This is a genomic window from Nocardia sp. 852002-51101_SCH5132738 (assembly GCF_001665695.1).
Taxonomy (GTDB): Bacteria; Actinomycetota; Actinomycetes; order Mycobacteriales; family Mycobacteriaceae; genus Nocardia; species Nocardia nova.
Map to the genome: position 1 here is coordinate 1 of NZ_LZML01000148.1, position 20740 is coordinate 20740.

The window sequence follows — 20740 nt, forward strand, 5'->3', positions numbered from 1 at the left end:
GGCGTGAGCACGCTGTCCCCGCCGGAAATGATCCGGGCGATCCTGCTGGCGCCGGTCGATCTGCTGTGGAACGGCGGTATCGGCACCTACATCAAGGCCAGTACCGAATCGCACGCCGACGTGGGTGACAAATCCAACGACGCCGTGCGGGTCGACGCGGATCTGTTGCGCGTCAGAGTGATCGGCGAGGGCGGCAATCTGGGCGCCACCGCACTCGGCCGGATCGAGTTCTGCAAACTCGGTGGCCGGATGAATACCGACGCGCTCGACAACTCCGCCGGCGTGGACTGCTCCGACCACGAGGTCAACATCAAAGTCCTGCTGGGAGCGGCGATTTCCTCCGGCGAGCTGGCCGCCTCGGACCGCAATGCCCTGCTGGCCGAGATGACCGACGAGGTCTCGGCACTGGTGTTGCGCGACAACATCTCCCAGAACTTCCGGATGGGTCTGTCGCGTTCGAATGCGGCCGCCATGGTGGGGGTGCACCGGCGGTTGATCGCGGAACTGGAGACCCGGCGCGGTGTGGACCGGCAGCTCGAGGCACTGCCCTCGGATGCCGAACTGGACCGGCGCGCCGCGGCCGGTGCCGGGCTGACCTCACCCGAGCTCGCCAATCTGCTTGCGCACGTGAAGCTTTCGCTCAAGTCGGATCTGCTCGGTGGCGATCTGCTGGACAGCAGTGCGTTCGAGGCGCTGCTGCCGGGGTACTTCCCGACACCGCTGCGGGAGCGCTTCGGCGCCGCGATCGGCCGGCATCCGCTGCGCCGGGAGATCCTGGCCACCATGGTGGTCAACGATATGGTCGACTACGGCGGCATCACCTACGCCTTCCGGCTCGCCGAGGAGGCCGGCGCCACCACCGACGATGCGGTGCGCGCCTTCACCGCGGCCGTGGAGATCTTCGATCTGCGATCGCTGTGGGAGCGCATCCGCACCACGCCGATGCCGGCCGCGGCGCGCAACGAGCTGGAGATGGAGACCAAGCGCACCCTGGACCGGGCGGCGCGCTGGCTGCTGACCAACCGGCCGCAGCCGATCGCGGTCGGTGCCGGCATCGCGCGTTACCGCGACGGGGTGCGGGCGCTGGCGGCCCGGGTGCCGGCCTGGCGGCCCGGCGCGCTCGCCGACGATCTGATGTCGCGCTCCGGCGGACCGATCGGTCACGGCGCGCCGCGGGAACTGGCAGAGGAGGTGTTCCTGCTGATCCATCGGTTCCCGCTGCTGGACGTGCTCGACATCGCCGATATCTGTGAACGCGATGCCGACGAGGTGGCCGCCCTCTACTACGCGCTGGACGCCCACTTCGACATCCAGCGCCTGCTGTCCGCGGTGGCCGGACTGGATCGCGGCGATCGGTGGCAGACCCTGGCGCGCTTGGCCGTTCGCGAGGATCTCTACGATTCGCTGCGCTCGCTCACCGCCGACGTGCTGACCACCACGGAACCGGTCGACACCCCCGAGGAGAAGATCGCCTACTGGGAATCGACCAACCGCTCCCGTCTCAGCCGCGCTCGCGCGGCACTCGGGGAGATCTTCACCTCCGACGCCCACGACCTGGCGACCCTGTCGGTAGCCGCACGCCAGGTCCGCAGCATGGTCGGCAGCGCCGAAACGACGGCGACGGTGCCCAGCTGACCTGCCGGTGGGTTCGGGTGCGCCGCCTGGGACCGGCACACCCGAACCCACTCCGGAACCCGCCGCCGCCCACTCGGTTTCACGAGTGGGCGGCGGCGTCCGCGAATCCCGGTCCCAGCGAGCAGCCGCGGCGGCTCACGGGCCGGCGGGGGTGCCGCAGGCGCCGCAGAACCGGGCCGCGGGCGGGAGGTCCGCACCGCATTCGGCGCAGTGCCGCGGGGGAGCGGCCAGCCGGGTCCCGCAGTGCATGCAGAACCGCGCGGTGCGGGGGTTGTCGGTATCGCAGGCCGCGCAGGTCACCTGCTCCGAGGCGGTGGCCTCGTCACTCTCGAGCCGTGACGCCGCGGACGAAGGCGATTCCGCGCTCGAGGAGGCGGCGGGGGAGCCGGTCGTCGCGGAGTCGTCGGCCCCGGCGGGAGTTGTCGGCGGCAGCGAGCCCGAGGTCGTCGGCTCCGGTGTGGGTGGCGGTTGCAGGGCCGGTCGGCCCGCGGGCTGACCGAACGGCGGCGGCGGGGGTGGCGGGGATTGCTGCGCGGCCCACGGCACCGTCGACTGCTGACCCATGCCGGCAATGGCGTTGAGACCCAGTGCGGCACCGAGGAATCCACCTTCTCCGCCGCCGTGTCCGTGCGCCATTCCCTGTCCCGCGCCCAGGGCCATTTCCCCGGCGGCGTAACGCTGGAAGTCGCCGGCGAGCCGGATGTAGGTGACATCCTTGGCGAGTCGTTTGAGCCGCTCGGCGTCCTCCGGTGCCAGGGTGATGTCGAAATTGCCCATGCGCGAGATCCGCATTCCGTACTCGTACAGCGTGAGATTGGTCTGGCGCACCACCGCGGACTCGATCGACTGCAGCTGCGCCGAGAGGCCGAGCACCTGCCAGTCGCCCTCCGAGATGCCGTGCGACACGGTCATCTTCATCGACTTGAGCAGCAAATCCGCGCACCAGGCCTGAACTCCGGCAGGATCGGTGAGATCGGTGGTGCCGACGAGGGAGGTGATCAGTTGCGCGGGATCGCGGACGGACAGGGCGAATTCGCCGAAGACCCGCAGCGTCACGATCTGCTCGCTGGCCGGGTCGACGATGTCGTCGAGCCGGCCGCCGAATTTGACGCCCGCGAATTCGCGCGTGGAAACGAAGTACAGCTCCGCGCGGTAGAAGTTGTTGCCGGTGACGGTGTCGACGAGCGCACCGAGTACCGGCAGCTCGTCGGCGTCGACGCGATGGCGCCCCGGCCCCATCGTCGCGACGACCCGGCCGGACTTGACGAACAGTGCGATCTGATCGGCGTTGACGATCGTCCGGCTGTAGCGCCGGATGTTCAGATCGGGCCACTTGTAGACCAGCTGATCCTTGCGACCGTCCGGGACGGCGATGAATTCCCGCTCGAACCAGGCCATATCCTCGCCCTTCCTCGGCCGTTGTCGTTATCCAGCGTACCGATACCTATCGGTATGATCTACCGCCGACCTCGGCGGATGGCATTTCCGTTGTGTTACAACCCATCCCACGTATTGAACGTGCCGTTGAATGACGGTACATTGCCCATAGATATGATCGCCGTCACGTGAAAGGTCCTCCCCCATGACAACTGTTCGACCTCCCTCGGAGGCGACGGCGCCCGCGGACGCGCTGCATGCCGAGGATGCGGGCTATCACAAATCGCTGCGCCCCCGGCAGCTGCAGATGATCGCCATCGGCGGTGCCATCGGCACCGGCCTGTTCCTCGGCGCAGCCGGCCGCCTGCACGACGCGGGCCCGGGCCTGTTCCTCGTCTACGCCGTCTGTGGAATCTTCGTATTCTTCATCCTGCGAGCGCTCGGCGAGCTGGTGCTGCATCGCCCCTCCTCGGGATCGTTCGTCTCCTACGCTCGCGAGTTCTACGGGGAGAAGCTGGCTTTCGGCGTCGGCTGGATGTACTTCTTCCACTGGTGTATGACCGGGATCGTAGACATCACCGCGATCGCGACCTATGTCCACTATTGGGGAGGGACCCGCAGCATTCCGCAGTGGCTCATCGCGCTGATCGCACTGGCGATCGTGGTGAGCATCAACCTGATCTCGGTGCGCTGGTTCGGCGAGCTCGAGTTCTGGGCGGCGCTGATCAAGGTGGTCGCGCTGGTCGCCTTCCTGATCGTGGGTGTGGTCATCCTCGGCGGCCGCTTCGATCTGGACGGCCAGACCACCGGCCTGAGCCTGCTCTCCGCGCACGGCGGTCTGTTCCCGACCGGATTCCTGCCGCTGGTCACCGTCACCACCGGTGTCGTCTTCGCCTATGCGGCGGTCGAGCTGATCGGCACCGCCGCGGGTGAGGCCGAGAATCCGGAGAAGATCATGCCGCGCGCGATCAATTCGGTGATCGCACGGATCGCGCTGTTCTACGTCGGTTCGCTGGTCCTGCTCGGACTGCTGTTGCCCTACAGCGACTTCCACGCCGGCGAGAGCCCGTTCGTCACCTTCTTCTCCAAACTCGGGGTGAACGGCGCCGGGTCCATCATGAATCTCGTCGTGCTGACCGCCGCGTTCTCCAGCCTGAACGCCGGGCTCTACTCCACGGGCCGGATCCTGCGCTCGATGGCGATGAACGGCAGCGCGCCCAAGGTGGCCTCGCGTATGTCGAGTTCCGGTGTGCCCTACGTCGGCATCCTCGCTACCGGGTGCATCGCGCTGATCGGTGTCGGACTCAACGCGATGGTGCCGGACAAGGCGTTCGAGATCGTGCTGAACATGTCGGCGCTGGGCACGATCTTCGCGTGGACGGCGATCATCCTGTGCCAGTTGCAGTTGTGGCGCTGGTCGCGCATCGGCAAGGTCGAGCGGCCGTCGTTCCGGCTGATCGGCGCTCCGTACACCAGCATCGCGACCCTGGTGTTCCTGGCGGCCGTGGTGGTCCTGATGGCCGCCAGCGACGACGACGTGCAGCGCTTCGCCGTGCTGGCCATGGTGTGCGTCATGCTGCCCGCGCTGGTCGCGGGCTGGTTCCTGGCCCGCCGCAAGGTCTTGGCCATGGCCACCGAGCGTCTCGGCTACACCGGTCAGTTCCCGGTGCTGGCGGAGCGTCCGCTACAGAACGAGGCGGCCGAGTCGGCAGCCGAATCCGGGGAGCCGGGATCAGCGCCCGACGCCCAGAAGTAGTCGCTCCCTCCGCCCCGGTACCACCGGGGCGGAGCTGTTCCCGGCCTTGGGAAGCTCGCGAACGCGGGACCGCGAACGGGGAACGAGAATGAGGCCCCGGTTCATCAGCGGCCTCGGGAGGTTTCTCATGCCGGAGCGACCCGATACGCCACTTCCGCATCCGTGGGCGAATCGCCGCATCCGCCGCAGCGAGGTGCGCGGACCCGATGCGCATCCGTGGGCGACGCGACGCAACGGTGGGACAGAACTCTCGCAGCGACTGCGCGTCGCGGTGGACTCTCCGGATGAACCGTCCGTGCGGCAGGCCGGCGGCATCGCTGTCGAGAAGAACGGTGCCGCAACGAGTTTCGAGCCGGACCCGTTCTCGGGGCCGGTGACCGCGGATGTCGAGGTCGACACGCTCGGCACCGACACCGGCTCCGGTCGCAGCGCGCGCTCGCGACCGAGTCCGCGCCGGCTGGGCGCCGGCCTGGTGGAGATGCCGCGGGTGGTCTCGGTGGATCCGCGTGCCGCGGTGCTGGACGACCCGGAAGTGCCCGAGGAGAAGCGGTTCTGCTGGAAATGCAACTCCCCGGTCGGGCGCGCGGGCGACGCGGGCCCCGGGCAGGTCGCGGGGGACTGCGGAAAATGCCGGTCCCCGTTCAACTTCCGGCCGATTCTGCAACCGGGTGAGGTCGTCGCCGGACAGTACGAGGTGCAGGGTTGCCTGGCGCACGGCGGTCTGGGCTGGATCTACCTGGCCGTCGACCGCAACGTCAGCGATCGCTGGGTGGTGCTGAAGGGCCTGCAGAATCCGCAGGATTTCGAGGCGCACGTGGTCGCGCTCGCGGAGCGGCAGTTCCTGTCGGAGGTCGCCTATCCCGGCATCGTGAAGATCTACAACTTCGTCAAGCACCGCGGCCCGGGCCGCGATGTCGCCGACGGCTACATCGTGATGGAGTACGTCGGCGGGCAGTCGCTCAAGCGTGTGCTCGATCAGCGTGCGCCGCAGCGTATTCCGGTGGCGGAGGCCATCGCGTACGTGATGGAGGTTCTGCCGGCGCTGGACTACCTGCATTCGTTCGGATTGTCCTACAACGACCTCAAACCCGACAACATCATGGTCAGCGAGGACGAGGTCAAACTCATCGACCTCGGTGCGGTGGCGGCCATGGAGTCGTTCGGAAGTATCTACGGCACACCGGGTTTCCAGGCGCCAGAGATCACCGAGACCGGGCCCACCGTCGCCTCCGACATCTACACCGTGGGCCGCACCCTGGCGGCACTGGTGATGCAGTTGCCGCGCGACGAGCGCGGCCATCAGCTGCCGGAAATGCCGGAGCCGCAGGCACATCCGCTGCTGGTCCGCTATCCGTCGCTGTATCGGCTGCTGTGCCGGGCCACCGATCCCGAACCGGCCCGCCGATTCCCCTCCACCTATTCGATGTACTGCCAGCTCACCGGCGTGCTCCGGATGGTGCTGGCCACCGACACCGACCGGGAACATCCGCAGGCTTCGGTCGAATTCGGTTCCATGCGTGGTGATTTCGGCATCGAGACGCTGATCGGCCAGACCGACGGTATCGTCGACGGCCGCCACCGGATGCCGACCCTCGACGCGCGCGCGGTGGTGGCCGCCCTGCCGGTTCCGCTGATGGACAGCACCGATCCCAGTGCCGAGCTGATGTCCACGCTGTTGCACGGGGATCCGCGCCACGCGCTGGATACGTTGCGGCGCATACGCGATCGGATCGCCTCCGGGGTGCTGGCCGACACCGGTTCCTTCGAACTCGAGGGCGCCCTCACCGCGGTGCGCGCCCATCTCGATCTGGGCGAGGTGGAACCGGCGCGGGCCCTGTTGCGGGAACTGATGCTCGACTACGACACCGACTGGCGGCTGACCTGGTACCGCGGTATCGCCGATCTGCTCGACGGCGCCTTCGAGCACGCCTACACGCAGTTCAACACCGTGCACGCCATGCTGCCCGGGGAGATCGCCCCCGCGCTCGCGCTGGCGGCCACCGCCGAACTGGTCCTGCAACATCTCGACCTACCGGCCGATCCGGATCGCTGGCACCGGGCCGCGGTCGACTTCTATCGGACCGTTTGGCGCACCAACCACGGGGTGGTCAGCGCAGCGTTCGGACTGGCGCGGCGACTGGCCGCGGACGGCGAACTGCTCGACGCCGTCGCGGTACTCGACCGGGTGCCGATGTCCTCACGGCACTACGCGCTGGCCCACATGACCGGCGGACTGCTGCTGGTGTCGCGACCGGTGGCGGAGGTGACCGAGGAGGACCTCGCCGCGGCCGCGCTGCGCCTGGAGGCGCTGCCGGAGGAACCGCGGGCCTCGCAGTTGCAGGTCGTCGTGGTGGGCGCGGCGCTGGAATGGGTGCGTGCGGGCGGGCAGCCGCGCCGGCCCGAGGCGACCCTGCTGGGCTTCGCGCTCACCGAATCCGGTCTGCAGCTGGGGCTCGAGACCTCGCTGCGCGCCCTCGCCCGCACGGCACCGGGCCGGTTGCATCGTTACCGGCTCGTCGATCTGGCCAATCAGGTACGTCCGCGCACCCGGTGGTGAACCGGCTCAGGCGACCCCGCGCACCCGCCAGAGCACCACGGCCACCGGCGCCGCGGCGATCAGCAACAGCCACAACCAGTTTCCGGCCGCCCATGCCGCCGCCCCCGCGAAGACCGTGATGGCACCGGCCAGGACGGCCAGGGAGGGCAGCGGATTGGCCGGTGCGGGCGCGGCCGGGGGATCGGGGGTGACGGCGGGCAGATCGGTGAACAGCGCCGCCAGCTCGACGCGGGTATCGGCCCGGGTGGCCAGCGCGGTGCGCTCGTCGAATTCGGGCAGGGTCAATCTGCCGGCGCCCAGTTGCTGTGACAATTCTTGCAGTGCGCGCTCTCGCTCGGCGACGCTGGGGCGCGCGTCCGCCATATCGTCCATGCACAGCAGGATAGGTCCGCCACCCCCGCGGATCGCAATCGAACCGCCAAGGATGGGAACCGGCATGCCGCCGCACACTTTCGATCCACGTATGTTTCAGTGTGGTTTCCTTGATGTATGACGACCCGGACCGAGTACACCATCGACGAGCTCGCGCGTGAGGCGGGGACCACCGTGCGCAGCCTGCGGGTGTACCACGAGCGCGGTGTGCTGCCGCCGCCGCAGGTCAAGGGTCGCACCGGCTTCTACAGCGCCGAACACCTCAACCGGGTGCGGACCATCAGCCGATTGCTGGACCGCGGCATCAAACTCAATGGCATCAAGGAACTGCTCAACGCCTGGGATCGCGGTGACGATCTCGGCGACATTCTGGGTGTCGCGGAGCCCGATGCGTCGTCGGGCGCCGAATCGCCGGCCGATGTGACGATCGCCGCGACCGACCTGGCGCAACGGTTGCGCGAGGTGCCCAACGGACTGGCCCGGGTCGTCGCCCTCGGCCTCTACGAGCCGGTCGACGCCGGCACCTACCGCGCCGCCGATCCGATGCTGCTGCAGGCCGCCGACCGGCTGGCCGCCGCGGGTGTGCCGGAGCCGGAGATCATCGCCGAATTCGAGCGGCTGGCGACCGAATGCGACCGGATCGCGCGCCGCTTCACGGACCTGTTCCAGCGCACGGTGTGGACCGGCTTCCAGGATTCGGCGGGCACGCCGGCCGATGTGGCCGGGCTGGCCGCGGGCTCCGAGGCGATCCGGACCGTCCCGGCACAGGCCGGCGCCGAACTGATCGGCCGGTTCGTGGCCCGGTATCTCGATCAGGACAGTGCGCTGAACGAGGCGCTCGCCGACTCCTGAGCGTTCACCGCGAAATTTCCTCACTCCCATCCCTGGGGACACCTCGCGATATAACGTGCCGTTATCTAACGGTACATTAACGGTGTGGCCGATACTTCCGTCCATCAGCGTCGGAAGTGCACGATTGAACGGAGACACACCGATGACCGCAGCCACCTTTGCCCGCGCCACCCGATCCCTGCTGCTGGCCGCGACCGTCGCGGGTGCCGCGGTCGTGGGCCTGTCCGCCGGTCCGGCCGCGGCACAGGCGCCCGGACCGTACTGTCTGTGGGCCGGCGCCGCCTTCGCCCCGGGGACGCAGGTACATGCCGGCGGCTGGGCATTCAGTTGCCGCAGTGAACTTTTCGGCGCCGCCCGGTGGAATGCGGACGGCCCGTCCCACCGCGCCGACACCGTGGCCAATCCGGGCGCGCTCGGAAACCCGGCCGGTCGCTTCAGTCCCGGCGCACGCCAGCCGGGCACGTCCTACAACGACTACTGCGTGGGCGATCAGCTGATCGCGGGGACCGAGGATGTGTACGAGGCGGTTCCGGCCTCGGGCGGTCTGTACTGGCGAGCAGCCGGGCCGATCTCCCAGTGGCGCTTCCAGGGCGAGGGCCCGGCGCCGACCTGGCGTTCGTCGAGCCTGTGCCGCGACGGCGAACTGCTCTGATCCGGCACCTATAGGTAACGGGCGCAACCTACTTAAGTAGGTGCGCCCGAACATTACCGATGCGCGCCGCCCCCACCGGGGGGAACAATCACACGTCGGCAAGTTACGGCAGATGGGTGAGCGATGGCAGGCGTGACACTGTGGATGCAGATGTCGCTCGACGGATACGCGGAGGGGCCCGACCAGGAAATTCACTGGCCGGTGGTGGACGAAGAGCTGTGTGAGTCCTTCCTGGACGAACTACGGGCGGCCGAGGTGTTCGTCTACGGCCGTAAGACATTCGAGATCATGGCCGCGTTCTGGCCCTATGCCGATGCCGATCCGGCCATCTCGCCGTTCTACGTCGAATTCGCGCGCTGCTGGAAACGCACACCGAAACTGGTGTTCTCCCATACGCTGCGCGATCCGGGCTGGAACACCCGGGTGATCGGTGCGGATCCGATCGGCGAGATCAGCGCGCTGCGGGCGGCCTCGACCGGACCCGTCGTGGTCTTCGGCGGTGCGCAAACCGCCTCGTACTTTCTCGAACACGATCTCGTCGACGAATACCGGCTGTTCGTGCACCCGCTGCTGCTCGGCGGTGGGGTGCCGCTGTTCCCCAAACCGCTGGATACGGCGGGACTGCAGCTGGTGGACATCATGACCTTCGACAGCGCGGTCGTGCAGATGCACTATCAACAGGCCGCGCCGGTCGCGCGAACGGGGTAGTCGCAGATCGCGGTATCGAATCCGGACACACGACGGGGGCACGGTGGGCTAACTTGTTCCTACTATGTTCCAGCGATCGCGCATCGGTGTACTGCCCGCCACCAGCAGTGAGTTCGTGGGCAGGCTCGCGCAGCGAGAGCGGATAACCGCGCTGATCGCCCGTGGCGCACGGCTGATCACCCTGACCGGCCCCGGCGGTATCGGCAAGACCAGGCTGGCCATCGAAACGCTGCGCCGCGACGTAGACCTGCCCACGCGCTGGCTGGCGCTGGCGGAACTGGACGCCGAGACCGCGATCGCCGAACTGCGCGAGTTCGCGCCCCGGCCCGGCGGCGCCCCGCACGTATTGGTCCTGGACAGCTGCGATCGGCTGGTGACCGCCCTCGCGACCGAGCTCGCGGACCTGCTCGAAGCCGACCCGGCGCTGACCGTCGTGGCCACCAGTCGCGAACCGATCGGCTGGATCGACGAACAACTCGTCCCGGTGCCCTCGCTGGATCCCGCACAGGCGTTGCGGCTGCTGCGCATTCGCATGGAGCTCACCGGCCGCACGGCCGGCGACGGCGACGAGGACGACGATATCCTCCGGCGGATCTGTGCGCATATGAGCCACAATCCGTTCGGACTGCGGCTGGCCGCGATCAGATTGCGGCACCATCCGCCCGCCATCGTGTTGCACGAGGTGAGCGGCGATGCCTACGACCGTCGCCTGCAATGGTCCGACAGTGCCCGGGTCGGGGTGGAAGCACGCCACCGCGATATCGGCGCCAACATCGCATGGTCCACCAGTCGCTGCACCCCAGCCGAATCCATTCTGCTGCAACGGTTGTCGGTCTTTCCGGGTGGCTCCGCGGGCGGCGGAGCCGATCGGGAGGCGATCGAGGCGATCTGTGCCGACGAGGCGTTGCCCGCGGTGTCGATCGAATCGACACTGGACCGGCTGGTGGAACGGTCGCTGGTGATCGTGCGGCTGACCGGGACCTCGGCACGGTGGTATCTCACCGAATGTGTCCGCCTCGTCGCGCGCGCCGAACTGCACCGGCGTGATCCGGTCGAGGCCAATCGGCTCGCGGCCCGGCATCTGCAGCTGCGCCGGCTGGAGGTGCGCCGCGCCGAGGGCTCGGCGCTGCCCCAGCAGCCGTGTGTCGTCACGGCACAACCGCCGGTCGGCGCGGTGGCGGCGGCGCGGCCGGAGTCGGAGCGCTGGGAGAGCCTGTCGCGGGCGGAACGTGAGGTGGCGGTGCTGGCGGCCGCGGGCTGGCCCAACAGCGCCATCGCCGTGCGCCGCCGCAGTTCGGTGCGCACGGTCGATGCCCAGGTGGCGATGGTCCGGCAGAAGTTGCAGATCACCTCGCGCGCGGAGATCGCCCGGCATCTGCCCGCCGAGGCCCGGGAGCGGATGCGCAGCGAGGCTTTGGCCCGGCGCGAGACGGCCCGGTCGTGACCACACCGTGGATATCCCAATTCGTCGGCCGGACAGCGGAACTGCGCAGCATCGCCGAACTGCTCGAACCCGGTGGGCCCCGGCTGATCACGCTGCTCGGACCGGGTGGGATCGGTAAGACGACGCTGGCTACCGAGGCGTTGCGCAGGTCCCAGCGGCCCGGTCGCGATCACGTGCTGTGGGTGCGGTTGGCGCGGCTGGAGACCGGCGCCGACGCCGAGGCGGTCGCCGAGGAGATCGTGCGCACCGTCGCACCGACCGCGACCACCGGCAGCAGCGCGGAAGACTGCCTGCTCGAGGCCTTCGCCGCGCTCGGCGCCGCTCGCACCGTCCTGGTCCTGGACAACTGTGAACACGTGCTGCATCCGGTGGCGCGGCTGATCGTCGAGCTACTGAGCGTGAATCCGGACGTCACCGTCGTGGCCACCAGCCGGGAACCGATCGGCTGGACCGACGAGCGGCTGGTGCCGGTGCCGCCACTCACCAAAAACCATGCGCTGGAACTGTTCCGGCGGCGTGCCGAACTGACCGGCCGGCCCATCGCCGCGGATCCCGCGACCCTGGAACTGGCTGCCCGGATCTGCCGGCAGGTGGACAACAATCCGCTGTTCATCCGGCTGGCCGCGGCCCGGCTGCGCTACCGGCCGCTCGCCGAGGTGTTGCGCGATCTCACCGGCACCGACTCCGAGGCGTGGATGCACTGGTCGTCGGGTGTGCGGGCCGGCGCCGACGAGCGTCATCGCAACGTCGGTGACGTGATCGCCTGGTCCTACGGGCTGTGCACCGACGCCGAACGCCTGCTGCTGGACCGGATGTCGGTCTTCGCGGCCGGATTCGACCCCGGTGACGAGGAAACCCGCAGCGGCGGTATCGAATACAGCGCGGTGGCGCAGGTCTGCGCCGACGAGGCGTTGCCCGAGCCGGTCATCGCCGCCACGCTGGAGCGACTGGTCGAACGGTCGCTGGTGTCGACCCGCATGACGGCCACCTCGGTGCGCTATTTCCTGCCCGAGAGCGTGCGCGCGTTCGCCCGCCTCCGGCTGCAGGAGCGACCGGACGGTGCGGCCTCACCGTCCGGCATGCCTGCCCGCCATCGTCGCTACTTCCGTGACAAAGTCGTTGCCGGACAGGCGATGTGGTACGGCCCCGACGAGATGGAGTGGATCGACTGGGTCCGCGGGGCATGGAACGACGTGCTGCTCGCGGTGGAGACCAGCCTCGGCGATCCGGCCGAGGCCGTGATCGGACTCGAGATCGCCACCGTGGTCATGGCATTGCGGGTGCCGTTCCTCACCGGCACCAACCGCGCGGTCGCCGGGCTCACCGAACGCGCCCTCGGGGTGGTCGGCAACGATCCGGCCTTGTCGTCGCTGCGGATCACCGCCAAGGCCCTGATCGGCTGGATCGCGGTGTGGCAGGGCCGATTCGACTACACCTCCCGCCTTCTCGGCGAATGTGCCGCCGAATGTCTCACCGATCCCGTGCTGCGCCGGGAGTGGCGAGAGCACACCGCCGACGACATCGGCCTGCCGGCCCAGGTCGAATTCACCTGGGGACTGGAACTGTTCCTGATTCGCCTGGACCTGCGCTCGATCGAGGTGTTGTCGCGCGCCCGCCGGAAGTTCGCGGCCGTCGGCGATCGCGGCGGCACCCAGCGTAGTGATCTGTTCACCGTGCTCGCGGCCGCCAGCCTGGCGACCCCGGAGGTGGCCGGGCGGGTGGTGCGCCGCCACCTGCACGACGCGGCGAAAACGGATGCGCCGTGGGCGGTTTCGTGGGCGGAGTTCGCGGAACTGGTCGCCACCATCCGCCACGGCGACCCCGCGGACGCCGTGCGCCGGGGCCGGGAGGCGGTGGCCGCGCATCTCGATCGCGGAGATACCTGGACCGCGGGTTGGATCATCCATTTCTGCACCGTCGCGCTGGCCGCGATCCTGTCGCGGCGTATCGAATCCGGCGCGCGCCCGGACGAGCTCGCGGCGGCCGCGCGAGAGATCGCCTACCTGCAGGGCGGCACGGCCGCGCTGCATCGCTCGATGGGGATCGCCTCGGACCGGGTGCCGCTGGTGGTGGAGGGATCCTTGGCGGCGCGCGCGGCCGCGACCGCGGTGCTCGGGGCCGAGAGCTACGCCGCCGCGGTGCGTCGCGGTGGGCGGATGCGGCCGCAGGACGACGAGTTGCAGCGGTATTTCCTCGGGCGGCTGGAGATCGTCGAGGACGCCGACGCCGGTCCGGACGACGCACGATGGCAGGAACTTTCACCCGCCGAACGCGATATCGCGATTCTGGTGGCCGCCGGGTGGACCAACAGTGCGGTCGCGGTGCGCCGCGGGACGTCGGTCCGCACGGTCGACGCCCAGGTGGCGACCATTCGCCGCAAACTCGCGGCCGCCGACCGCTCGGCGATCATCCACCGCATTCCCGGCGAACTGCGCGATCGCGTGCGTGCCGAATCGCGACAGCCACCGGGACGTCCGCGCCGCACCTACTGACCCGACGTCGTTCGACTCCGGCTGTCGCTCAAGGCTTTCAAGGCACGGTCGACATCGTCGGAATCGTTGTGGACGTGGAACGACACCCGCAGCGCACCCGCTCGGGCCGTGGTCACCACCGCGGCCTCGGCCAGGGCGTCGGCGGCGGCCGCGGCGCCCGGAATCGACACGATCGGCGCTCGTCCGGGCACGGGCGTGAGGCCCAGGTCGTCCAGTCCGGCGCGGAAGCGGTCGGCCAGCGCCAGATCGTGGGCCTGAATCGCCGGAATCGTCAACTCCTCCAGCAGTTCCGCTCCGGCCAGCGCGCCTACCACGCCCAGCCAATCGGGCGTGGCGTCGAAGCGCCGCGCGGTATCGGCAAGTCGTTGTGGTGCATACATTTCCGCCCAGCGGTCGGCGGCCGCGTACCAGCCCGGCGCATGCGGGCGCACCCGGTCGGCGATCTCCGGCCGGATCGCCAGCAGCCCGACACTGCGAGCGCCGAGCAGCCATTTGAAGCTCGCGCACACCCAGATGTCGGCATCGGCGAATCGCAGCGGCAACCAGCCCGCCGCCTGCGAGACGTCGAACAGCAGCAGCGCGTCGTGCGCCGCGGTGGCCTCGCGCAACCGCGCCGGATCGACCGTCCGGCCGTCGGCGGACTGGACGAGACTGCAGGCCACCAGCGCGGTATCCGGTCGAACCTCCTCGGCCAATCGCTCCAGTTCCACCGTGCGTACCCGCAGATCTCCGCGGTAGCGGAACGGATTGGGTACGGAGGCGAAATCGCCTGCGGCGACCAGTACTTCGGAGCCGGGCGCGAGTGCGGCCGCGGCCGGGCCGATGAGCGCGGCGGCCGAATTGCCGATCGCCACATCGGCTGCCGTCGCGCCGTCGAGGATGCGGGCATAGGCCGCGCGCAGCCGATCCACCCGATCGTCGTAGCGCGAGGGTGCGCGATGCCCGCTCGCCCACCCGTCGAGAACCTCACGCACCGCCGTGAACGCGCGGGCCGGCGGAATGCCGTACGAGGCGGTGTCGAGATAGGTGGTGTCGACCGCGAATTCGTGGCCGGCCAGAGCGGGAACATACGCCGAGGAGGTCATGAGGCCATGGTCGCGAGCGAGTGGCCCGCCGGTCCATAGCCACCCGAGGCTCGCTGGACCGGTCGAAGGTGCCGAACCGCCGCGACCTCAGCCGTCGCTCGCCGCGCCCACGTTCGCGTCCTCGGCGCGCAACCGCTGGGCGGCCGCGTGGTCGTGGGTCGGCACCACCGTCACCGTCGTGCGCGCCAGATGCAGCCGGTGCAGTGTGCGGAAGGTCAGTTCGCGATCGTCATCGGCGAAACCGCCCGGGTAGCTTGCCTTCTGGCGGATCTTGTCGATCTGCAGGTGGTGCCAGGCGGCATCCCCGGCGAGCAGGACCCAGCCCCGCCGGGTGTGGGCGAGGACGCCGATACTGCCGGGGGTGTGCCCGGACAGATCCACCAGCACCACGGTCCCGTCGCCGAACAGATCGTGGCTCGCGGTGAACGTCAGCACCGGCGGTCCGTCGAGGTCGTATTCGACCACGGGCCGCTCCCGCAGCGCATCGCGGACGCCGCCGACCGGCGCGACCGGACCCGTCATGATCCACCGCTGCTCGACGCGGTGCATGTGGACCGGCAGTTCCGGCAGATCCAGCAGACCGCAGACATGATCCCAATGCGCGTGCGTGGGCAGCGCGAAATCCAGCGGTCGCGGATCGTGTTGACGCAGCGAGTCGACGGTCGCCACGGTTGCGGCCGGGGGCCGCACCGCGACCCGCAGGACCGCCGGGAGCTGCGCGATCGCGCGACGTTCGGCATCCAGGCAGACGCCGGGGTCGACCACGAACCGGGCCTGCGGATGCTCGACGACGAAGGCGGTCAGCGCGTTGTCGATACGGCGCGGGGTGAACGTTCCCTCGACGACCGCCGCCGTCGGCACCGACCGTGGTGCCTGCGGCAGCGCGCGCACCGAGACGACGCCTCGGGGCTCGGGCAGCCCGGCATCGGGGATCGAGGCCAGGAAGCGCCGATCGAGCCGGCGGGGCAGCATCAGCCCGCGCACGGAACCCACTGCGGCAGTGCAGCATTCGAGCACACTCGGTGTCTTCACCGGATCCGGCATGTCATTCGTCCGTTCTGTGGGTGGGCCGCGAACGACGGGATCGTCGCCACGTGTTGTGGCACGATAAAACTTAAGGTCGACATGAAGTAAAGGGGTGAGGCCGGCGATGGACGAGGGACTGAAGATCGGCGACGCCGCCGTGGCGATCGGCGTCGAGGCGCATGTGCTGCGCCATTGGGAATCGGTCGGGCTGCTGCATCCGGCCCGCAGTCCCTCCGGGCATCGCGCCTACGACGAACAGACTCTCGACCGGGCACGGCTGATCCGCACCCTGCAGCGCACCGGGTTGTCGCTGCGCCGGATCCGGGAACTCGGCATCTCCGGGCGCGACGAACGGCTGGCCCTGATTGCCGCCGAGCGGACACAGTTGCGCCGCCGCATCGACCTGTTCGAGGCCACCGATCGCTTCCTCGCCCACATCCTCGATTGCCGCCATCCCATCCTCGCCGAATGTCCCGACTGCTCCGGTTTCCTCGCCCGATACGGCGACGAGCGCGACCGGCACGAATTCGCGGATCGAGACCCCTCGCCGCTGCCGGCTCACTGATGCAGGCGTGACCGGCTGCCGGGCCGTTGCCGCGCACTCTTGTTGCGGTACATCGCGGTGTCGACGGCATGCATGAGATCGTCGACCGCCTCGGGCTGCCGGGTGACCAGTGCGGTGCCGATCGAGGCGCCCACCGTGATCGCCCCACCGGCCACCACGACCGGTTCGCCGAGTGCCGCCAGCAGCCGGGACGACATGTCGACCAGTTGCGTCTCGCCCGCGCACCGTTCGATCAGCACGATGAACTCGTCGCCCCCGATCCGAGCGGCCAGCCCATCGGGCTCGGCCGCCGCCCCCAGTCGCTCGGCGACCGTACGCAACACGCGATCACCGATGGTGTGCCCGTAATCGTCGTTGATCTCCTTGAATCCGTCCAGGTCGAGATAGCACAGTCCGATCGGCGGCTCGGCCTGCGCCAGCCGGTCGAAGAACAGCAGCCGATTGGCGAGCCCGGTCAGATCGTCGTGATGGGCTTCGTGCCAGAGCCGGTCGGCCAGCGCCTTGCGCTCGGTGATGTCGACGGCCACCCCGATCAGGAATCGCACCCTGCCGCGCGCGTCCCGCACCACCGACATGGACAGGTCGATATCGGAATGGTGACCGTCGGGCCGGGTGAGCGACGTCTCCATCCGGAAGCGGTCCAGACTGCCGCGCAACAGCTGCTGGAACTGGGTGTAGGCCTCACCGACGTTGCCCTCGCCCAGCACCGCCGCCACCGACCGGCCGAGGATCAGGTCGATCGGCACACCGAGCATCTCGGCGAAAGCGGCGTTCACATCGCGGACCCTGCCGGTCTCGGCGTCGATGGTGCCGATGCCCACCGAGGCGCCGGCGAAGATGGCGCCGAACCGGGCCTCCGACAGTTGCCGCCGCGCCTGTTCCTCACGGACCGCGGCCAGTGCGGCGCTCAGCGTCGTCTCCTGTTCGGCCAGAGCGGCACCGCGCAGGGCCGCGGTGAATCCGGCGGCGAACTCCGCGGCCACGGTGACGGCGCGGTCGCGGACGGTCTCGTAATCGGGTTCACCGGGGTCCGGGCAGATCTCGGCGACCATATCGCGGCAGATCACCGCCACCGATCGGCTCACCGCGGCATCGTCGCGATAATTCGCGGCGACCAGCGACGAGGCGGCCAGCCGGGCGGCCTCGACGCCGACGGTGCCGCGCAGCGTGCCCAGCAGTTCCTCGCACAGGCCGGTGAGCAGGGTCTCGATCTCGGTTCGCGTCAGCGTCGGCGCGACCACTCCGTCGAGTGCGTCGGCCCACCGCGCCGCCAACTCCTGCGAACCCACCCTGCAAACCCCTGCCTATCCCGTGGACCCCGTCACACCTTGTGCCCCACGCCGCCCAAACCGAGCGAGCGTCCCGGCGTCTCGTGCAGGTCACGCTCGGATTCCGGGCGCCACAGAGGTAATTCGACGACGCCCGGCTCGACCTGTTCCCAGCCGGTGAACATGTCGACGATGGCCGCGCGGTCGCGGAAACGGATTCCGACGCCGCTGGTCGATTCCTCGTGAATCCGCGCGGCCGCCTCCGGCCGGTGTGCCGAGGACAGATGGGAGATCGCGATATAGCTGCCCGGCGCCACGGCCGCCCGCAACGCGGCGACCTGCTCGCGCGGACGTTCCTCGTCCTGCAGCAGATGCAGCACGGCGACCAGCAGCAGACCGACGGGACGATCGAAGTCGATCAGGCCGGTCTCACGGGCGCGCGCGAGCAGTTCCTCCGGCTTGCGCAGATCCGCCTCGATGGCGCCCGCGTGGTCGTTGCCCTCCAGGATGGTGGCCGCATGGGTGACCGCGACGGGGTCGATGTCGGCGTAGAGCACCCGGATCGAGGGATCGATGTCGTGCGCGACCTCGTGCACATTCCCAGCGGTGGGAATTCCTGATCCGACATCGAGGAACTGCCGGATCCCGGAGTCGATCATGAATCGGACCGCCCGGCGCAGAAAAGCGCGGTTGCTCAATGCCAGCCGCGGCAGATCCGGCACCAGCTTGCGCCCCTCCGCCGCGGCGTGCCGGTCCACTTCGAAATTGTGGGAACCGCCCAGCAGCGCGTCGTACATCCGGGCCGGGCTGGGCCGCTGCATATCCACGCCCTCGGGCGCCCACGCTGGCCTGTCCACTCGAATCCCCTCTTGCCGATCGAGAATCGGCCCGCCGGACCGCGGGGTCCGGGGCCGATCTTGTCGAAGCCCAACTGTACGCCCACGCGGGTCCGGTCCGCGGACATGCGTCGGCCGCTCAGACCAGATTGATCGAGTCGAGTACGCGGGCGCCGAGCTCGGCATCGCCGGTGATCGCGACCGCGCCCGCCCGCCACGGCAACCGCCGGGTACCCCACTGCGGAAACTCCAGCGCCAGCGCGGCGATATGGGCGGCGGCGCCGGCGGCCTGACCGGGCCGCACCCGCAGCCGTCCGCCCCGCGGCTCGATCCGCCAGGTACCGCCGCCGGGGCCGGTGAAAGTCAGCGCCACCGGGGCGTCGAGCCAGCTCAGCGCCTCGCGATGGGAACGCTCCAGCAGTACGGTGAGCCAGGTCAGGATGGCGTTCATGCGCAGCGCGTCGGTGGGTGGCGGGGGAAGGTCGAGCGCGGGCGCGATGTCGTGGCGCAGATGCGTGTGCCAGTCGAAGAGCAGCATCGCCGGAATCAGGTCCAGCCGGTACCAGCCCAGCTCACCGATCGGGAGCTGTATGCGCCGTATCCCCGCCGCGGTGAACAGCGACAGCGCCCGCACGCCGCGCCGCGACCAGGTGTCGAATTCCGGCAATACGTGACGCGTTGTGTGCGAACGTTTTTCGTCCACCAGCTGTTCGTTGAGGCGCTCCAGATCGCGAGTGGCCACGATGGCGGCGGCACTCGGGGTGAGCAGCGCGCGCACTCCGGTCGTCATGTGGATGACGACCTCGGCCACCGACCATCCGGCGGCCGCGCTGGGCGCGGCCCACTGCTCCTCGGTCAACTCCCCGCAGAATTCGAGCACCGCGCGGCGCTCGTCACTGAGGCCGGGCAGATATCGCGAACTCATCGGCAGACCTCGACGACCACCGAACTCCTCATGAACAGCGCACGCTACCGGTTCGTGGTCGCCGGGAGCCAGAGCGCGCGCCGATTTCGGCCCCGGACCGGCGCCTCGGCACACTGCGGCAACGTCGCCGCACCCGCCGGGACGTCCGTCTGTGCCGGTGCGCCGGCGAAGGGGCCGGCCGAACGGTTCGCCGAAACATTGCAGTGGTCTCGTACGCGGGCGAACCGACGGACACCGACGATTCCGGATGCCGCGTTGTGCACGCGGCCGAGTTCGCCGCGCGCGGATCGGCCGATTCGCTGAGCTGTTGCCGATATGTCTGCCGTAACCCGGGTGTCGCGCACGATGTGGACTTGTCGGTGCCATGGGGCATGCTCTTGGCACGCAGATGTCTACGAGCCCGCCCGGAGTACACCATGTCGTCCCCACGAACCAAACCGCAACCGTTGTCCGACACCGAGATTCGACAGATAGCGGCCGAGCTCGCCGACGGCCGGCCACCCATGGTGTGGTTCACTCCGGCGGCAGTGGGAGTATCCGAGGGGCGTTCGGGCAAGGTGATTGCACTCGGTGATCCGGCCGACGGCGATTTCCTGCAGGTCCGGCCGACCGGATCGAAGGATGTCATGTCGTTCTCGCCGACCGAGGTGACATTGGCCAAGCCCGCCCGCAAGGACAAGCGCACCACCACATCCGAGACCACCGGCGCTACGCCGGCAACGAGGAAGGACACCGCAGTGAGCATGTCGTCGTCCGTGACCGCGCCGTCCGCGCCGACCACACCGGCAGCCGTGCCCGCCGCGGCGTCGAAAACGCCTGCGCCGCAACCTGCTTCGGATCAGAAGCCGGCGGCCAAACCCGCCGCCACGCCGGCCGCCCGTCCCCAGAAGTCGGCCGCGGCCGCCCGCAAATCCAAGGCCCCCGAGGTGACGGTCACCCTGTCCGGCACCGCCGACGGGGAATGGGCCGTGGATGTGGTGCACGGTAAGAAGCGCACGATCAAGGGCCTGGCGGTGGCGGGTGCCTCGGTGGCGCAGGCCGCGAAGCTGCTGCATCCGGAGGTCGCCGAGGTGGTCGACTCCGTCCTGGACGCCGTTCGCGACTCTCAGCGCGCCAAGGTCGAACAACTCCAGGCCGAACTCGAACAGGCCCGGCGCCTGCTCGACGAACTGTCCGGCTAACCGGGCCGC

At 69.3% G+C, this 20740-nt stretch carries 17 protein-coding genes; 10 read left to right on the forward strand and 7 right to left on the reverse strand.

The genetic code is table 11. The annotated features are described in order from the left end of the window. The coding region (locus A5789_RS21775) for an NAD-glutamate dehydrogenase domain-containing protein (protein ID WP_197516679.1) at positions 1 to 1635 on the forward strand (1635 nt) is incomplete at its 5' end. Positions 1636 to 1770: 135 nt separating this feature from the next. On the opposite strand, the gene A5789_RS21780 is transcribed toward A5789_RS21775, so the two are convergent. Continuing rightward, entirely contained in the window at positions 1771 to 3033 is a 1263-nt protein-coding gene (locus tag A5789_RS21780) for an SPFH domain-containing protein (RefSeq protein WP_064905944.1), read from the reverse strand. A 184-nt stretch (positions 3034 to 3217) separates the two neighbouring features. Between A5789_RS21780 and A5789_RS21785 the strand changes: the two genes are divergently transcribed. Together A5789_RS21785 and A5789_RS21790 are read left to right on the forward strand one after the other, a co-directional pair. Continuing rightward, positions 3218 to 4768: an amino acid permease gene (locus tag A5789_RS21785; protein WP_063018512.1), complete on the forward strand. Its 1551-nt coding sequence runs from the start codon at positions 3218 to 3220 to the stop codon at positions 4766 to 4768. Between the two features lie 127 nt (positions 4769 to 4895). Next, positions 4896 to 7325, forward strand: a complete 2430-nt coding sequence (locus A5789_RS21790) for a serine/threonine-protein kinase (RefSeq protein ID WP_082940871.1) — start codon at positions 4896 to 4898, stop codon at positions 7323 to 7325. A gap of 6 nt (positions 7326 to 7331) precedes the next feature. Here A5789_RS21790 and A5789_RS21795 read toward each other — a convergent pair whose 3' ends face one another. Next, a complete protein-coding gene (locus A5789_RS21795) occupies positions 7332 to 7697 on the reverse strand; it encodes a DUF1707 domain-containing protein (protein ID WP_064906005.1) in 366 nt (121 codons plus the stop codon). Positions 7698 to 7814: 117 nt separating this feature from the next. On the opposite strand from A5789_RS21795, the gene A5789_RS21800 reads away from it, so the two are divergent. The 5 genes from A5789_RS21800 to A5789_RS21820 all read left to right on the forward strand — a co-directional run bounded on the left by A5789_RS21800 (position 7815) and on the right by A5789_RS21820 (position 13845). Continuing rightward, positions 7815 to 8549, forward strand: coding sequence for a MerR family transcriptional regulator (locus A5789_RS21800; protein ID WP_064905946.1), 735 nt, complete (start codon positions 7815 to 7817; stop codon positions 8547 to 8549). A gap of 142 nt (positions 8550 to 8691) precedes the next feature. Then, positions 8692 to 9201 (forward strand): hypothetical protein, encoded by a 510-nt coding sequence (locus tag A5789_RS21805; RefSeq protein WP_064905948.1) that lies wholly within the window; start codon positions 8692 to 8694, stop codon positions 9199 to 9201. Positions 9202 to 9324: 123 nt separating this feature from the next. Beyond that, the gene (locus A5789_RS21810; RefSeq protein WP_030515447.1) at positions 9325 to 9909 is read left to right on the forward strand and encodes a dihydrofolate reductase family protein; all 585 of its coding nucleotides are present in this window, start codon (positions 9325 to 9327) and stop codon (positions 9907 to 9909) included. A gap of 64 nt (positions 9910 to 9973) precedes the next feature. After that, entirely contained in the window at positions 9974 to 11353 is a 1380-nt protein-coding gene (locus A5789_RS21815) for an AAA family ATPase (RefSeq protein WP_064905950.1), read from the forward strand. Continuing rightward, on the forward strand, positions 11350 to 13845 hold the full coding sequence (locus tag A5789_RS21820; RefSeq protein ID WP_064905952.1) for an AAA family ATPase: 2496 nt from the start codon (positions 11350 to 11352) through the stop codon (positions 13843 to 13845). Before A5789_RS21815 ends, A5789_RS21820 begins: the two co-directional genes overlap by 4 nt. Here the strand turns inward: A5789_RS21820 and A5789_RS21825 are convergent. Together A5789_RS21825 and A5789_RS21830 are read right to left on the reverse strand one after the other, a co-directional pair. Beyond that, positions 13839 to 14930, reverse strand: a complete 1092-nt coding sequence (locus A5789_RS21825) for an aminotransferase class V-fold PLP-dependent enzyme (protein ID WP_064905954.1) — start codon at positions 14928 to 14930, stop codon at positions 13839 to 13841. The two genes, A5789_RS21820 and A5789_RS21825, sit on opposite strands and share 7 nt — an antisense overlap. An 87-nt stretch (positions 14931 to 15017) precedes the next feature. Continuing rightward, on the reverse strand, positions 15018 to 15923 hold the full coding sequence (locus A5789_RS21830; protein WP_227462795.1) for an MBL fold metallo-hydrolase: 906 nt from the start codon (positions 15921 to 15923) through the stop codon (positions 15018 to 15020). A 157-nt stretch (positions 15924 to 16080) separates the two neighbouring features. Between A5789_RS21830 and A5789_RS21835 the strand changes: the two genes are divergently transcribed. Continuing rightward, positions 16081 to 16521 (forward strand): MerR family transcriptional regulator, encoded by a 441-nt coding sequence (locus A5789_RS21835; RefSeq protein ID WP_064905957.1) that lies wholly within the window; start codon positions 16081 to 16083, stop codon positions 16519 to 16521. On the opposite strand, the gene A5789_RS21840 is transcribed toward A5789_RS21835, so the two are convergent. The 3 genes from A5789_RS21840 to A5789_RS21850 all read right to left on the reverse strand — a co-directional run bounded on the left by A5789_RS21840 (position 16515) and on the right by A5789_RS21850 (position 19550). Beyond that, positions 16515 to 17810, reverse strand: coding sequence for a sensor domain-containing diguanylate cyclase (locus tag A5789_RS21840; RefSeq protein WP_064905959.1), 1296 nt, complete (start codon positions 17808 to 17810; stop codon positions 16515 to 16517). The genes A5789_RS21835 and A5789_RS21840 overlap by 7 nt on opposite strands. 32 nt (positions 17811 to 17842) lie before the next feature. Further along, positions 17843 to 18646 carry an SAM-dependent methyltransferase gene (locus tag A5789_RS21845; protein ID WP_082857425.1) on the reverse strand — a complete coding sequence of 268 codons (804 nt, stop codon included), beginning with the start codon at positions 18644 to 18646 and terminating at the stop codon, positions 17843 to 17845. Positions 18647 to 18764: 118 nt separating this feature from the next. Beyond that, complete coding sequence (locus tag A5789_RS21850; protein WP_064905961.1) at positions 18765 to 19550, reverse strand: maleylpyruvate isomerase N-terminal domain-containing protein; 786 nt, start codon at positions 19548 to 19550, stop codon at positions 18765 to 18767. 416 nt (positions 19551 to 19966) lie between these two features. Here A5789_RS21850 and A5789_RS38420 point away from each other — a divergent pair, with 416 nt between their 5' ends. Further along, a complete protein-coding gene (locus A5789_RS38420) occupies positions 19967 to 20731 on the forward strand; it encodes a DUF6319 family protein (RefSeq protein ID WP_063018518.1) in 765 nt (254 codons plus the stop codon). The last annotated feature ends 9 nt before the right edge of the window (positions 20732 to 20740 follow it).

Excerpts from the sequence above, each read along its gene's own strand:
- A5789_RS21780 (WP_064905944.1), bottom strand. The coding sequence starts at position 3,033 with ATGGCCTGGTTCGAGCGGGAATTCATCGCCGTCCCGGACGGTCGCAAG.
- A5789_RS21785 (WP_063018512.1), top strand. The coding sequence starts at position 3,218 with ATGACAACTGTTCGACCTCCCTCGGAGGCGACGGCGCCCGCGGACGCG.
- A5789_RS21790 (WP_082940871.1), top strand. The coding sequence starts at position 4,896 with ATGCCGGAGCGACCCGATACGCCACTTCCGCATCCGTGGGCGAATCGC.
- A5789_RS21795 (WP_064906005.1), bottom strand. The coding sequence starts at position 7,697 with ATGGACGATATGGCGGACGCGCGCCCCAGCGTCGCCGAGCGAGAGCGC.
- A5789_RS21800 (WP_064905946.1), top strand. The coding sequence starts at position 7,815 with ATGACGACCCGGACCGAGTACACCATCGACGAGCTCGCGCGTGAGGCG.
- A5789_RS21805 (WP_064905948.1), top strand. The coding sequence starts at position 8,692 with ATGACCGCAGCCACCTTTGCCCGCGCCACCCGATCCCTGCTGCTGGCC.
- A5789_RS21810 (WP_030515447.1), top strand. The coding sequence starts at position 9,325 with ATGGCAGGCGTGACACTGTGGATGCAGATGTCGCTCGACGGATACGCG.
- A5789_RS21815 (WP_064905950.1), top strand. The coding sequence starts at position 9,974 with ATGTTCCAGCGATCGCGCATCGGTGTACTGCCCGCCACCAGCAGTGAG.
- A5789_RS21825 (WP_064905954.1), bottom strand. The coding sequence starts at position 14,930 with ATGACCTCCTCGGCGTATGTTCCCGCTCTGGCCGGCCACGAATTCGCG.
- A5789_RS21835 (WP_064905957.1), top strand. The coding sequence starts at position 16,081 with ATGGACGAGGGACTGAAGATCGGCGACGCCGCCGTGGCGATCGGCGTC.
- A5789_RS21850 (WP_064905961.1), bottom strand. The coding sequence starts at position 19,550 with ATGAGTTCGCGATATCTGCCCGGCCTCAGTGACGAGCGCCGCGCGGTG.
- A5789_RS38420 (WP_063018518.1), top strand. The coding sequence starts at position 19,967 with ATGTCGTCCCCACGAACCAAACCGCAACCGTTGTCCGACACCGAGATT.